We start from the raw sequence: 13,787 nt of genomic DNA on the forward strand, positions 1-13,787 counted from the left end.
AGAAATAGGGGACGGGTTTTACTGTATTTCACCCGATGTACCCTCTGCGCCAAAACGGCAGAGGCTTTGAAAATCACACAACTGGCAGAGGCTTTCTTTGGCGGGTTTGGGTGGGCAATGGCCCTGGACAAATTCATCGGCCAGAGCGCTCAATTGCTGCCGCCAGCGCAGACGGCAGTCTGACCAGGACTCCTCCCTTTTAAGGGAACTGATGCCTGCCAGTTCCTGTTTCTCCTCGCTTAAGCCCCGGCATTGCAACTGACCGTTTTTAAGTTCAGCAAACAAAATGGTATTGATGCTGTCACTGAGCAGCGCGTAAAGCAGCAATTGGGGTTCGGTGGGACGTTCTTCATTCCAGGGGGTGCTTTGGATACTGCTTTTATAGTCGATGACCCATTGTTTGCCGTTTTCCATTCTGTCCATGCGGTCAATGCGTACCTTAAAATCAATCCCTGACAAAGGCAGGTTGAAGTGTTCTTCCAGCGCCTCTACCGCAAAAGCAGGGCGTTGCCTTTCCCATTCAAGGCTGGCATGCACGAGGCGTTTAAGACGCTTGACTTCCACCGTCTGAATCAGCGGCGGGAACGAGTGTTTTCTGGTACGGGTGTAAGGTTGAAGTGCCTGCTCGATTGCCTTTTCAATGAATTCATCCAGCGCCTCCCCTGTTTTACTGAGCAGTGACGCCTGATCCTTCAAAAAAGTCCAGAGGATTTCCATGACCTGATGAATGATTTGTCCTCTTTCCCTGGCATCGGGCCCGTCGGAGACTTCGGCGGCCGCTTTGGCATGAAGGCGGTGGGCCGCGAACGCACGGAAGGGGCATTTGGCCTGATTGGCCAGTAATGCTGTACCGCCGGCAACCGCTTCCCCATCCTGGACGGGAAAAAGGTATTCTTCCGTTACGCTTTCCAGGGCAGAGGGCTTAGCCTGAATCGATGGTATGGAAAAAGGCTCGCAGGAAGGAATGCCTTTCAGCAGCGGGCTCGGCCGGTTGGGTTTGTCCTGTGTCTGGCTGGGATAGCTTAAGATGCACTCTGCCGCCGCGTTGCGGAGCCTGTTTAAGGTTTTTTCTGCCAAATCAAATTCGCGGTCAGGCAGAGCGTAGGGCATCTGCCTGTCACGTTGCAGGGACAGCGGAATAAAGGCGGAAGGCCTCGTTTTCTGCGGCAGGCAATCCTCCGTGAGACCGCTGACCCACAGGCAATCAAACGCAAGCCCTGCCGCTTCCAGTAATCCCATGATTTGAATGGGGGCGGACGTGCTTTTTTGCGGTTGAAAAATGCTCCCCTTCGCCAACTCGGTCAACACGGTCAGGGCCTGCTTTTTTTCCATGGGAGGGGCGAGAAATTCCAGGGCCTTAAACTCATCCAGCAGCAGTAAAAAACGCTGATAACATTGGTAATTCGCGGAATCCAGCGGGTATTCGCCCGGGAACTGCAACTGACTAAGCCGCTGATGAAAATGATGAACCCATTGCTGCGGCGTCGCCGTGGCGGGATAGGCGTGCAGGTTTTTCAGCAACGCAGCGAGCTTCGGTGCCTCCGAAGCCAATTGGTGAAGGAATAGCGAAAAATCAAGCCGCATTTCCCGCAGCAGGGGACTGTGTTGGCCATGGTGTGCGCGTTTCAGGAATTCACTTTGCGAATGACCCAGGAAAGGAGAGTACAGCAGGAGAGTGGCCTGCTGACGGGTCAGGAGGTCACTCTCCAGGCTTAACCAGCTTAGGGCATGGCTGACTAAGGAGTAATCGCTAAGGGTTCGTCCCAGCGACAAATTAAAGGCATCAGCGGGAAAATGGTCGGTCATTAACCGGTAAAGCGCCGGAGCCTGCTGCTGCAAATCAGGGACAACAACGCCAATCCGCTGCCGGCCCTGGCTTACTTGCTCATGAAGCCAGTAAAGCAGTTGCCGGTATTCATCGGTATTGTCTTTGGCTGCATAAACCCGGGTTTCATTATTTGATTGTAACCAGTCAATGTGATGCTGCGTGACATCCCGGGCGGCAAAATAAGCCTGCAAAGCCTGCTGCTGTGGCGTGTAATCGTCAAAACACGCCCAGATGAGGGTGTCAGGCAGGTGGTTGCCGGACTGCGTTAAAAAATAAGGCACCCATTGCTCGGCTGTTATCGCGTGAAGGGCATGCAGCCGCTGCTCCATCCGGGTTCGCCACTGTTGAAACAGACGGGTTTGCGCGGTGCTTTCAAAGGCTGGGTGCGGGTTGCTTATCTGCCATAAATGACAACGGGCCCAGCTGTCCTGCACCTGTTGAATCAACCCCTGGTTGGGGGCAGAGCCTAAGTGTTCTGTCAGAATCTGTTGCCATAAAAAACGGCATTGCTCCGTGCTTAGCAAGCGCGGGGCCGGATGATTGTTCTGGGCAAAACGCTTGTACAGGGACACTAAAAACGCCTGATAGGAAATACAGGCTGGCTTGGCCAGCACAGGGGATAATGCTGCTGAGGCGTAGTCATTGAGCAATTGCATGGCCAAGCGGTTGTTGGGGGTAATGACGCAGGCCCCCTCAGCCATCTTAAGCAGCAGCTCCTGTCGATTATTGAGAGTCGTCATCCGTGGTTTTTACTGCCTTTGATGCGTGAATCTGATGTTGTTCGACGGCTCTGATGCCCGGTATAAAACGCTGGTTAAAATAAAGGGCGGCTAAAGCAAGCAGGGGAATAAGCCATAAGCCTAAAACCAGCAGCATGGACAGAAAAATCACGCCAAAAATGACAAAATAGTCCTGCCAGTGCTGCGCGCGGCTCATGAAGGCAGGATCGTAATAATAGGTATGGAGAAACGTGCCGAAGCTTATTGCCAGCAGGACGAGAACAGCAATGAGCAAGCCCCAGAGCACGGCTCGCCACCAGCGGCCAGGTTGAGCCAGGGTGTCGCCAAAAACCGCCCCGGTCAGGCCGCCAATGAATACTGCATAAAAAAGAGCCGGAAATACCGGGAGAATTTGCCGCCCATACAGGCTTAAGACGGTGTATTTGGCAAAAAAAAGAAACAACAGGGCGAATACCCCAAAAAACACAGCCCCGATAACCCGGGTATTGAGCGATGATTGATTAGCCAATGGTTACCCCTTTTAATGGTGACGCGCCCGCAGTTTGCGTTTATAGCTTCTCTGGCTGCGGTTGTACCTTAACCGTTGCGGATTGTTTTCAATGTGCAGCAGGGTATAAATGATTTTATTTCGCAAGAACACTGCCGCCAACCCGATGATTAAGCCCAGCCCCCATCCTGCCAGTATATAGCTCTCGGCCACGACAAACAAATACATCACCACGATTTGTTCAAAAGATGCTTCATTAAAGGCATTTTGCGGTAGATCTTTCATCAGATAAAGGAGACCTAAGTCATAAACAGGTATAGCGGCCATGGCCATTAAAAAGCCTAACAAGAAGGCTTTATGCCAGCAGGGCTGTCTTAAGCTTAAAAGACGGCGCCCAAACAATGCGCCAAAAAAGGCAGCGACCAAGCCTCCTAAAAAAATGGCCTTAACGATGTGCATCGATTGGTCAAATCCCAAAGCATAAAGCACTGTGCTGACTACAATCGTCAATACAATGGCAATCAGGGCAAAATAAACGGCAGCCAGCAGGCGTGGATTAGGGATGTGCACTGATTCGTGTGAAAAATGTCTCATAATGATCAACACCTGTAAATCCGCGGTACATCTGGGAAGAACCACTGGAGAAAAATTATGTCACTCGTGTTAATTTTAGCGCAAAATTGCTTAATTGATTTTTTTATCTACAATTAAGATATAAAAAGAACAGTGGCTGGGACTATATGGATATAACACCTTTCTTTAAATTGATGGTTGATCGTGGGGCATCGGACCTTTTCTTCAGCGTAGGCGCACCGCCCAATATTAAAATAGAAGGCATTACCTCACCCATTGGGCAGGCACCGCTTAAATCCCAGCAAATGGCTGAAATCGCGGCCTCCATCATGAATGACGAGCAACGCAAGGAATTCGAAGCCACCATGGAACTCAACATGGCGATTTCCATTGGCGGGATAGGCCGTTTCCGGGTCAATCTTTTCAGGCAACGCGGTGAAACCGCCATGGTCGTTCGTTACATTAAAGGCATTATTCCGACCATTGAAGAATTGCAGCTACCGGCAGTATTAAACTCCATTGTTATGGAGCTTCGGGGATTGGTGCTGGTGGTGGGGTCAACCAGTTCAGGGAAATCCACCACGCTGGCGGCGATGATTGATTATCGCAATGAAAATCATCGCGGTCATATTTTGACTATCGAGGATCCGATTGAATACCTTTACAAGCACAAAAAGTCGATTGTTGACCAACGGGAAGTGGGTATTGATACCCTGGATTACGACAATGCCTTAAAAAATGCCATGCGCGAAGCACCCGATGTCATCCTCATCGGGGAAATCCGCGATCGCAACACCATGAAGCATGCCATTTCCTATGCTGAAACCGGGCATTTGTGCTTATCCACCCTCCATGCGAACAACGCCAACCAAACCATGGACCGCATCCTTAACTTTTTCCCTGAAGATGCAAGACACCAGTTGCTGCTCGATTTATCATTGAACTTACGCGCCATCATTTCACTGCGGCTGATACCGGGCTTGCACAAACAGCGGGTTCCCGCCGTGGAAATCATGATTAATTCGCCTTACATCGCCGATTTGATAGAAAAAGGCAAGGTCGATGAAATCAAGGAAGTCATGGCGCGCTCGCGCGAACAGGGCATGCAGACCTTTGACCAGGCCTTGTTTGATTTATACAAGTCCGGCAAAATCAGTAAGGAAAACGCCATCCGCTTTGCTGATTCTAAAAATAACGTGGGCCTGCAGATTCGCCTGTCGGAAGAGCGCGGCATTGGCGGCGAAGTGGATTTGACCATTGAGGAAGATGAAAAATCCAAATTTTGATCAGGCAGGGCTTTTCAATCAGCCTCAAAACTGATAAAATTATACTCAACTATGCTGTATTGCCTCGAGTATCATGCCGGAATGGGTAGACCTAGACCATATTAAAGACAAAAAAGTGCTAAAACGCACAGGGCATGTCATTTATAAGGCAAAACTTAGTACCCAATCTACTTCCCAAAGCATTTTTTATAAAGAAAACAAACACGGTGAAACGCTGGCTTCGCAAATGGAAGTGGCTTTCAGCGGGCTTGCCTCACGTTTCTTAAAACCCCGGCTGACAGCCGTTCAGGCGTTGGTCAAAGATAAGGGCAAAATTACCGGGGTGTTGTCAAAGTACCTTGGCTACACGGCCGGTGAGCGCGAAGGGGACGAGGCTGAGTTTTATGCCATTGGTCCAGATGGCACCATCGAGCTTCAATCCAGGGTTTATCCTGAGCCCAATCAAATTCCCATTCATTTTTTTAATGACCTCCCACCCGGATTTTTTACCCGTTTAACCAGCGCTTTCAAGGAAGGAAGCCTGACATTCGATATGGCTTCCTTAGCCAGCGTGCTTGCGACTGCTTACACGCTCGAAGAAGATGATCTGCATAAGGGTAATTTTTGTTTTTACATAACAAAAAAACTGACTGAGAAAGGCTATAAACCCCACGTTGTTTTCATGAAAATCGATCATGACCTGATGATGGCCGACAGCGTGATGTCGCATGGGCATGCCCGGGTGGCTAACTGGCTCTATCAGAAGAACGCCTTTAGCATTACCGAGCGGGATTTACTTCATTTTCCCAAATTGCTGGATTCACAGAATCATTACTGGCCGACCAGCCGCCGGTTGTTCGTTAAACCGTTTGATCCGAAAGTTTACAATGATAGCAACGAAATTACCGCGTTTTCGCGTTGTCGACCAATCCTGAATTTGTACGCGCCAAATGGCAGGAATTTTACAAGCATATTCTTATTCCCCGCCAACTCATTGAAGACGATGTGGCAAAAGGCTTTGATCACAATAACCCCGCTGATCGCGCCCAAATCACCTTAATTACCAATGCAGTTGTCGCAAGGCAGGCCCGTTTGCGGGCGGTGCTTTTTTCGATTACCGAATTTCGCCATTTTGTTGAAAGCCTTCATGTGGACGGCGATAATCCCCTCGATACCATTGAGAATGAAATTTTTACTGGTGTCGCCCCCCTGACTAAAGAAAAATTACAGGTTGAGTTTAAGAAGGAAACGGCTTTTCACCACACGTTATGCACCGATAAAGGCAAGGGTTTCAAGGAAAAAGACACCCCCCTGCATGCCGCCATTCGCCTTGGCGATTACCGTTATGATGAAACCTGGGATGCATTTAGCCAGTTTGCCCGCAAAAAAAATGAAGACGGCATGACTCCCATGCAGCTGGTGATGAGCCAGATTTCGCAGGCGGAAGAAAAAAAACCAGCCTCAGACGATCCCAGGAAAAACCCGTTTTTTATAGCCAATCATTTACTCAGGCAGGGAGTTAAGCACTCCATGTCCCACGATCTCCGCCAGCAATTGTCGGATTATAGCCTCCCTACAGCCCATCTGAGCAGGGCACAAAAAGCGGCCAGTCTGGCTGAATTGCTGTCGGTGTTTCAAACCATTGGTGAAGACGAGCGCTTTACCCTCAAAATGAGGAAGGATTTGGCCATTTCCGCTTTAGAAACCTTCATTGAAGCCCAGGCCGATAACCCTAAGCTGCGCACGATTTTATTCGATTTCAGAAAGGCGCTGAATGTCGATAAGGCGCCGCAACTGCAATACATCAGGCAATTACGCTCCGAACTGTGGATTATCCGCCAGATTCGAGGCCTGTTTGGCGGGACTCATACCCAGGTCAGCCTGACTGGTCTCGTGGATCAGCAACTGGCGAAACCCATCATCCAAGCCCCCAGAGAGAATGGATTATTTAGTAAGTCCTGCCGGCAGGATGAAAAAACCGTGGTTCAACTCCATGCTCAGTCGACCCCAGTCCTGATGGTCTGAATTCAAAGACTTGTTATTTTTCCTGCTGAACGGTAAGTTTAACGTTTCAGTTAACGACAGCAGGATTATGAAAAAATTACTTTTTCTATTGCTTCTCGTCACCAGTTTGTCTGGTGAAGCCGCGCCTGAACAGGGCCGTGTGCAGCTCCAATTGACCACGATTGAACGGGATAACCAGTGCCCCTCCTTTCTTCATAATGCCGATGTGGTGGTTGACTATGATTATGATTTTTCACGCAACCGCGGTTTGGCTTACTTAAGGCAGTTAAAATCAGAAAAAGTCAATTACACCCTGCATCCTTTGGGATTAAGCAGCTATTATGCCTTCATGTCGGACATTTCCCCGACAACCCAGCCAATTGGCGATGAGAAAGTGATTGTGTATCGCATTATTTTTCACATCTACAAGCCGTTTAAAACCCGCGTTATGCTTATGCTGGGCGAGCAGGGGGAATGCATCATGAGTTCCGAGGTCACTGCTTAGCGCCTCATGGCGTCTTGGCAGGGGTTGGCGTCGGGGAAGGCGTGGGGGTAGTCTCGGCTTTGGCAGGCGAGGTATCGGGCAGGCTGATTTTTTGGTCGGAGGCTTTCGGCGCTACTTTTTTAAGCAATTGTTGCTCGGCTTCTTTTTTCATCACAATGATACTGATGCGTCGGTTATTGGGGTTAAACGGGTCGGCTTTGTCGAACAGCACTGTTGAGGCGAAGCCCGTCACTTCAAGAACCTTGTCTTCTTTCATCCCGGCCTTAACCAAGGCCCGGCGTGCAGTGTTGGCGCGCAGCGTCGACAGTTCCCAGTTCGTCAATTCCAAATCTTCGGGATTCTGATACGGGTGACCGTCCGTATGACCCTGAATGCTGACCTTGTTTGGCATTTTATTAAGGAGCTTGGCAATTTTAATGAGGATCTGCTGCATCTGCGGGTCCATTTTATCGCTTCCCATATCAAACATGGGGCGGTTTTTATTGTCTATCAGTTGAATGCGTAAGCCTTCGGAAACCACATCCATGAGCAACTGATCTTTGAGATCGGCCAGTGCCGGATCTTTGGCCATGGCCAACATGATGTCGGATTTCAATTTCTCAAGCTGCTTCATCTCCTCGGCCTGACTCCCTGGATCCTTGATCTTGGCTGATTCCTTTTTTTCATTGATAGGCTGATTACTGGCTGAAACCTGGCCGTCTTTCTTTTCAATGTTTTGTCCTCCGCCCTGCACGCTGATGTCACGCGAACCCATGCTGTCGCCGCCGAGCAGGGCGATTTTTAACGGTTGTTTGAAATACTCGGATAAACCTTCTTTCTGCGCTTTATTGAGGGAGGCCAGCAACCACATGAGCAAAAAGAACGCCATCATGGCCGTGACAAAGTCGGCGTAGGCAATCTTCCAGGAGCCGCCATGATGACCATGCCCGTGTTTCTTGATTTTACGGATAATAGGGGGATGGGCTTCCTTATCCTTGTCTTTGCTGTCGTTGCCGTCCACACGAACCTCTTGTTACTTATTCACTTTCGGGTTTGGCAATCGTCGATGCTGATTTGATTTGTTCATTCAGCTCGTTAAACGATGGCCTTGAAGCAGAAAACAACACTTTGCGTCCAAATTCGGTGGCAATAATCGGTGGATTGTTGTTCATGCTGGCAAGTATAGTGACTTTAATGCAATTCAGCATGAGCTGGGATGAGTTGGCGCGTTGTTCCATGGCATTGGCGACCGGACCGACGAAACCATAACCCAGCAGGATACCCAGAAAAGTCCCTACCAGAGCATGCGCCACTAAAACCCCCAGTTCCGCAGGCGGCAGGTGAATGGATTCCATGGTATGCACCACCCCCAATACCGCGGCGACAATCCCGAAAGCCGGCATACCGTCTGCCAATTTGGTGATGGCCTGGGCCGGGATCATTTCTTCGTTATGGTGGGTTTCAATCTCGCTGTCCATCAAGGCTTCCAATTGATGAGGCTGGAGATTGGAGGTAATGATCAAGCGAAAATAATCGCAGATGAATTCAATGATGTGGTGTTTGGCCATCAGACGCGGAAAATTAGTGAAAATGGGACTGTTCGCTGGATCATCGACATCGGTTTCCAACGACATCAATCCTTCCTGACGGGATTTGTTCAGCAGCGCATAAAGCAGCGCCAGCAAATCCATGTACATCACTTTCTCTGATTTCTGGCCCTTGAATACCGCCGGCAAGGCTCTGCCGATTGCTTTTAAAACAGAGGGGCTGTTGCCCACAATCAGGGCGCCTACCGCGGCGCCACCGATAATAAGCAATTCCAGCGGCTGAAAAACGGCCGCCAGATGCCCCCCGGCTAAGGCAAAGCCGCCAAAAACACAAAGCAGAATCACGATGTAACCGATAATAATAAGCATGTAATAATTTCCTATCTAGCGTAATGCAGGATGCTTACATACAATCTCCATTTTAAAAGCAAAAAACATACCTTTCTGATTGTGTTACTGATTCATGTAGTCATGAACCACTTTGCCGTAAGGCAGGGTCAAATCCGATTGCAGGTGCACGGCATTCACGACCCGCTTAACCGGCAGGGACGCGACAGGGGCTAAGGCATGATGGAAGAGTTCCAGTTGTGCCGGTCCTGTCCATGCGCCTTTGACCGTCAAATCGGTAAGATAGTACTCCACGAGTTCGCAGATGCGGGTCGTACCATCGACGTGAGGAATGATTTTCAATAAATAATTGGGTGTTGACATGGATTCGGCCACTTTTTTACTGTCCAGCGCCTGAAACTTGTAGCCCATGGTGGCAGTGGCAATGCGGGTGTGGCCATAATCCAGCGTACCGACTAAGACTTCTTTGTCAACAACCAGCGTGGGTTGGGCCAGTTTTTTGGGGAATCCCCAGATTTCCCGACCACCGGCAATGGGGGGCAGATCATCTAAAAACATGGCATGGGTATAGCCGCCGTTTTTGCCCTGAAAACGCACGGGAATAACCTGGCCTGATTCAGTGTAATCGCCAAAACCAGTGGAGTCCGGCATGCGGATAAATTCAAATTTAACCAGAGGCTCCGTGACTTCCAACGGTTCAGGCACCACTTCGCGCAGCAAATCCATGTCGGTTTCATAAGTCACAATCAAGTATTCGCGGTTAATAAATCGATAAGGACCGCGGGGATAGCAGGGGCAGGTAAACGGCATGGCAAAGGCCTGATCTTTGACATCGGATTCCTTCATGATAAAACTCCTGTGAGATGAGTGGGTGTGACTGCCATATCATAGACTTCAATGCCTGACAGTTCGGGTATTTCGGCAAGCCAGGGTGATTTTTCAAGGCCGCGGCGGCCATCACGGTAGCCGGCGGCAATGCGTTGCATCACGGATTTACGTGAGAATTCATAATCCTTCGACGCTAAATCCGTGTCGTCACCCGGGTAAAGGAAGCGAACCAGCGCCACCGTTTTATCACAGCCGCAGCTTAGGCAGTCTTCCACCTCGGGATTTTTCTCCTTGGCTTGTTCAGGAATAAATTCAGACAGCAGTTTAATGCGGTATTTCAGCGAGTGGATTTCTTTGTGCATGTTGACAATTTCAACAAAGCGGCTTGAATACTCGATGTCTTTTTTACGCTTCAGCACTTCATCCATGGAAGACGGTTTTAACCCCAGTGAGTTAAACAAATGAACCATAAAGCACAACAGGGTTTTGGATGGATTCTGGCTCAATACATAACTGATTGGGGAGTTGCTGGAAATCCCGCCGTCCCAATAGAATTTGCCTTCAATTTCAATGGCAGGAAAACCGGGGGGCAGGGCGCCGCTGGCCATGATGTGTTCGGGGCCAAGGGTTTCTTTCGCCGAATCAAAGTAGACAACGGATCCGGAGCAGACTTCAACCGCACCGACGCTCAATCGAGTTTCACCCGCATTGATGCGATCAAAATCAATCAACCGCTCGAGGGTGCCTTTCAGTGCGGAAGTATCGTAATAGCTGATTTTGTCGATGGCATTTTCCATGCTCAATTCCGGCTGGGGGCAGCGCGGCGTAAAGAATCCTGGCTGCCCAAACCATAAAGCGGATTGAGCGGACATGAAATGTTCCCAGCGTCGTCCGGCATGATCGTTGTGCCAGGCATCCACATCAAAAAAGGTGGGTGTGGTGACACTTTCCCAAAACGACAGCATTTTCTGGAAACGGTCCTCTGGCGGATTGCCTGCGGCCAGGGCGGCATTGATCGCGCCGATGGAGGTCCCGACAAACCAGTCTGGAAAATAATTGGCTTCCTGCAGCGCCTTTAGGACACCCACCTGGTAAGTGCCAAGGGCGCCGCCTCCCTGTAAAGAACACGCCAGATAATCATGCTGGCGGTTCGGTTTAAGCCGCGCAGCCACTATTCCATTACCCAGCCGTGACTGACAATAAGCGATTGGCCTGTGAGCGCATTGGATTTAAAAGAGGCAAAAAACAAAGCGGTCTCGGCCACGTCACCCGTCGTGGTGAATTTACCGTCCACGGTTTCTTTCAACATCACTTTTTTAATCACCTCTTCCTCGGAAATGCCCAATTCTTTGGCCTGTTCGGGGATTTGTTTGTCAACCAGCGGGGTGCGGACAAAACCCGGGCAAATGACATTAGCGCGTACGCCATGTGCAGCGCCTTCTTTGGCCACGACGCGGCATAAGCCTAAAAGACCGTGCTTGGCTGTCACGTAAGGGGCTTTTAACAGTGAGGCTTCCTTGGAATGGACAGAGCCCATGTAGATAATGCTGCCGCTATTGGCTCGGTACATGTATTTCAATGCCGCGCGGGTGGTTAAAAAAGCACCGTCGAGATGAATGGCCAGCATTTTTTTCCAGTTAGAAAAAGACAGCTTGTCGACGGACTCGATGATCTGAATGCCGGCATTACTGACCAGCACATCAACACCGCCAAACTGATCCGCGACGGCATCAATGCCGTTATTGACCTGTTCTTCATCGGTTACATTCATGGCGACAGCCATGGCTTGACCGCCTTTGGCCTTAATTTCATCGGCCACCACCTGGGCCTGGTCCAGGTTTAAATCGGCAATGGCGACCTTGCTGCCTTCGCGGGCATAAAGGTGGGCAATTTCCCTGCCAATGCCGCTGGCAGCCCCTGTGACCACAGACACTTTATTTTTTAATTGCATACTAACATTCCTTGTTGTTATCGTTCTTATCAAGCGCCTCTTTAAAGCGGTTGTCAATGCGTCAACCTGAACAAACCCATTGGTTTTTCAGGTTGAAATTTATTCCGTTTATCCGATCGATTAAACCAGTAACAGAATCAGTATAGCAATGAATTTTTATTTTGCCTCAACACATCCTGATAAGGATTGAGGCAAAAGGACTATTAGTAATAATAGTAACGATAGTAACGGCGTCTGTCTTCCTGTTGGCCGATTTGGTTGCCGATCAATGCACCAGCCCCTGCGCCAATGGCAGTACCCAGGGCGTCGCCGCCAGAAACGGCATAACCTATGCCGGCACCAATACCTGCGCCTGCGGCTGTGCCTACCTGTGTTGAGGTGCATCCACCAAGGATTGTTGTGGATAATCCTATAAAGAGTACTATAGGCAGTGTTTTTCTCATGGTAAATTTCCTTTCTTTTTGTTACTTCATTAGTCATATTAGTACAAATTAAATCAATTTGTGCATTATTTGTTTTTCCTGGTTTGTGGATTCGAACTTGAGAAATTATCGGGGCACCAGTAGTATTGGGTAATTCAAACGTGAATCAGGGGGGGTTATGTTTCGTGGCAGCATTGTGGCTTTAGTCACGCCGTTACTGGATGACAAGGTGGATGTGAAGCGTTTGCGGGAGCTGGTTGAGTTTCACATCAGCGCCGGCACGCATGCCATTGTCGCAGCCGGAACAACGGGAGAGGCCGGCACATTAAACCGCGATGAAAAAATACTGGTGATCAAAACCGTGATTGACCAGGCGCGCGAACGCATTCCTGTCATTGCCGGTACCGCTGCCAATGCGACGAAAGAGTGCATCCATTTAACCCAAATGGCCATGGAATGCGGGGCTCATGCTGCGCTCATCATGACGCCAGCCTACATTAAACCCACTCAGGAAGGACTTTATCAACACTACAGTCGGATTGCCTCTGCTGTGGCTATTCCCATTATTCTTTACAATGTTCCGGGCAGAACAGCCTGTGATTTATTGCCGGAAACCGTGGCTCGTCTTGCCAAAATTTCCAATATCATCGGCATTAAGGAAGCAACGGGTAATATGTCGCGTCTGCAGCAGATTTTAAGGCTGTGCGGTGACAGCATTGATGTGTACAGTGGTGACGATGAAACCGCGGCGCAGTGGCTTTTAGCCGGAGCCAAAGGGGTGATTTCCGTCACAGCCAATGTGGCTGCCCGCCAGATGGCGAAGCTTTGTGATGCAGCCTTTGATGATGATCAGGCCGGCACCCTGCGTCTGAATGAGCAGTTGGCGCCATTGCACAAGTTGTTGTTCATCGAGTCCAATCCCATTCCTGCCAAATGGGCCTTGAGTAAAATGGGCTTAATCAGCAGCGAATTACGTCTGCCCATGACCTGTTTGAGTGAGGCGCATCAACCTGAGCTTGAACAGGTATTGAAAAAATTACAATTGATATAATGAAGAGGTTTGTTGTGAAAAAAGTCAGTTTTATCGTTTTTTTAGCATTGATTGCCGGCGGGTGTTCGCATTTTAAAAACAACAGCGATCAGAAATACCTGCAGAGCCGTAATGGGCCGGGCCTTGTGGTGCCGTCACCGTTGACGAGCGACAATGTCAGCCATTTTTACGATTTACCCGCTCAGGATAAGAAAGCCAATGTGAGTATTGAGCCGCCATCTGCTAAGATTGAATAAAGCAGCAAAGGAGCGGCCAACTA

The 13,787-nt window shown here is 49.5% G+C and carries 14 protein-coding genes; 5 read left to right on the plus strand and 9 right to left on the minus strand.

The window, feature by feature from the left end; translation table 11 throughout:
* Positions 1 to 18: 18 nt before the first annotated feature.
* The 3 genes from Lrub_RS10580 to Lrub_RS10590 are packed head-to-tail and all read right to left on the minus strand — an operon-like array spanning position 19 to position 3,649.
* On the minus strand, positions 19 to 2,568 hold the full coding sequence (locus tag Lrub_RS10580) for a PD-(D/E)XK nuclease family protein (RefSeq protein ID WP_058532069.1): 2,550 nt from the start codon (positions 2,566 to 2,568) through the stop codon (positions 19 to 21).
* Positions 2,552 to 3,076, minus strand: a complete 525-nt coding sequence (locus tag Lrub_RS10585; RefSeq protein WP_058532070.1) for a hypothetical protein — start codon at positions 3,074 to 3,076, stop codon at positions 2,552 to 2,554. The genes Lrub_RS10580 and Lrub_RS10585 overlap by 17 nt, the downstream gene beginning before the upstream one ends.
* A gap of 12 nt (positions 3,077 to 3,088) precedes the next feature.
* Complete coding sequence (locus Lrub_RS10590; protein ID WP_058532071.1) at positions 3,089 to 3,649, minus strand: hypothetical protein; 561 nt, start codon at positions 3,647 to 3,649, stop codon at positions 3,089 to 3,091.
* Positions 3,650 to 3,795: 146 nt separating this feature from the next.
* Between Lrub_RS10590 and Lrub_RS10595 the strand changes: the two genes are divergently transcribed.
* The 3 genes from Lrub_RS10595 to Lrub_RS10610 all read left to right on the plus strand — a co-directional run bounded on the left by Lrub_RS10595 (position 3,796) and on the right by Lrub_RS10610 (position 7,402).
* Positions 3,796 to 4,914: a PilT/PilU family type 4a pilus ATPase gene (locus Lrub_RS10595; RefSeq protein ID WP_058532072.1), complete on the plus strand. Its 1,119-nt coding sequence runs from the start codon at positions 3,796 to 3,798 to the stop codon at positions 4,912 to 4,914.
* An 897-nt stretch (positions 4,915 to 5,811) separates the two neighbouring features.
* Complete coding sequence (locus Lrub_RS10605) at positions 5,812 to 6,918, plus strand: hypothetical protein (protein WP_156413044.1); 1,107 nt, start codon at positions 5,812 to 5,814, stop codon at positions 6,916 to 6,918.
* Between the two features lie 67 nt (positions 6,919 to 6,985).
* The gene (locus Lrub_RS10610; RefSeq protein WP_058532075.1) at positions 6,986 to 7,402 is read left to right on the plus strand and encodes a hypothetical protein; all 417 of its coding nucleotides are present in this window, start codon (positions 6,986 to 6,988) and stop codon (positions 7,400 to 7,402) included.
* Between the two features lie 4 nt (positions 7,403 to 7,406).
* Here the strand turns inward: Lrub_RS10610 and motB are convergent, their stop codons facing one another.
* The 6 genes from motB to Lrub_RS10640 form a co-directional block, all read right to left on the minus strand.
* Entirely contained in the window at positions 7,407 to 8,402 is a 996-nt protein-coding gene (gene motB / locus Lrub_RS10615; RefSeq protein WP_065235746.1) for a flagellar motor protein MotB, read from the minus strand.
* Between the two features lie 16 nt (positions 8,403 to 8,418).
* Positions 8,419 to 9,297: a flagellar motor stator protein MotA gene (gene motA, locus Lrub_RS10620; RefSeq protein WP_058532076.1), complete on the minus strand. Its 879-nt coding sequence runs from the start codon at positions 9,295 to 9,297 to the stop codon at positions 8,419 to 8,421.
* Between the two features lie 84 nt (positions 9,298 to 9,381).
* On the minus strand, positions 9,382 to 10,122 hold the full coding sequence (locus tag Lrub_RS10625; RefSeq protein WP_058532077.1) for an acetoacetate decarboxylase: 741 nt from the start codon (positions 10,120 to 10,122) through the stop codon (positions 9,382 to 9,384).
* Complete coding sequence (locus tag Lrub_RS10630; protein ID WP_058532078.1) at positions 10,119 to 11,276, minus strand: patatin-like phospholipase family protein; 1,158 nt, start codon at positions 11,274 to 11,276, stop codon at positions 10,119 to 10,121. The genes Lrub_RS10625 and Lrub_RS10630 overlap by 4 nt, the downstream gene beginning before the upstream one ends.
* The gene (locus Lrub_RS10635; RefSeq protein WP_058532079.1) at positions 11,276 to 12,055 is read right to left on the minus strand and encodes a 3-hydroxybutyrate dehydrogenase; all 780 of its coding nucleotides are present in this window, start codon (positions 12,053 to 12,055) and stop codon (positions 11,276 to 11,278) included. The genes Lrub_RS10630 and Lrub_RS10635 overlap by 1 nt, the downstream gene beginning before the upstream one ends.
* A gap of 203 nt (positions 12,056 to 12,258) precedes the next feature.
* Positions 12,259 to 12,498 carry a glycine zipper domain-containing protein gene (locus tag Lrub_RS10640; RefSeq protein ID WP_058532080.1) on the minus strand — a complete coding sequence of 80 codons (240 nt, stop codon included), beginning with the start codon at positions 12,496 to 12,498 and terminating at the stop codon, positions 12,259 to 12,261.
* Positions 12,499 to 12,655: 157 nt separating this feature from the next.
* Here Lrub_RS10640 and dapA point away from each other — a divergent pair, with 157 nt between their 5' ends.
* Together dapA and Lrub_RS10650 are read left to right on the plus strand one after the other, a co-directional pair.
* Positions 12,656 to 13,528 (plus strand): 4-hydroxy-tetrahydrodipicolinate synthase, encoded by an 873-nt coding sequence (gene dapA / locus Lrub_RS10645; protein ID WP_058532081.1) that lies wholly within the window; start codon positions 12,656 to 12,658, stop codon positions 13,526 to 13,528.
* A 14-nt stretch (positions 13,529 to 13,542) separates the two neighbouring features.
* Positions 13,543 to 13,764: a hypothetical protein gene (locus Lrub_RS10650; protein WP_058532285.1), complete on the plus strand. Its 222-nt coding sequence runs from the start codon at positions 13,543 to 13,545 to the stop codon at positions 13,762 to 13,764.
* The last annotated feature ends 23 nt before the right edge of the window (positions 13,765 to 13,787 follow it).

This window comes from Legionella rubrilucens (genome assembly GCF_001468125.1).
GTDB lineage: Bacteria > Pseudomonadota > Gammaproteobacteria > Legionellales > Legionellaceae > Legionella_C > Legionella_C rubrilucens.

Excerpts from the sequence above, each read along its gene's own strand:
- Lrub_RS10640 (WP_058532080.1), bottom strand. The coding sequence starts at position 12,498 with ATGAGAAAAACACTGCCTATAGTACTCTTTATAGGATTATCCACAACA.
- Lrub_RS10635 (WP_058532079.1), bottom strand. The coding sequence starts at position 12,055 with ATGCAATTAAAAAATAAAGTGTCTGTGGTCACAGGGGCTGCCAGCGGC.
- Lrub_RS10580 (WP_058532069.1), bottom strand. The coding sequence starts at position 2,568 with ATGACGACTCTCAATAATCGACAGGAGCTGCTGCTTAAGATGGCTGAG.
- dapA (WP_058532081.1), top strand. The coding sequence starts at position 12,656 with ATGTTTCGTGGCAGCATTGTGGCTTTAGTCACGCCGTTACTGGATGAC.
- Lrub_RS10610 (WP_058532075.1), top strand. The coding sequence starts at position 6,986 with ATGAAAAAATTACTTTTTCTATTGCTTCTCGTCACCAGTTTGTCTGGT.
- motA (WP_058532076.1), bottom strand. The coding sequence starts at position 9,297 with ATGCTTATTATTATCGGTTACATCGTGATTCTGCTTTGTGTTTTTGGC.
- Lrub_RS10625 (WP_058532077.1), bottom strand. The coding sequence starts at position 10,122 with ATGAAGGAATCCGATGTCAAAGATCAGGCCTTTGCCATGCCGTTTACC.
- Lrub_RS10590 (WP_058532071.1), bottom strand. The coding sequence starts at position 3,649 with ATGAGACATTTTTCACACGAATCAGTGCACATCCCTAATCCACGCCTG.
- Lrub_RS10595 (WP_058532072.1), top strand. The coding sequence starts at position 3,796 with ATGGATATAACACCTTTCTTTAAATTGATGGTTGATCGTGGGGCATCG.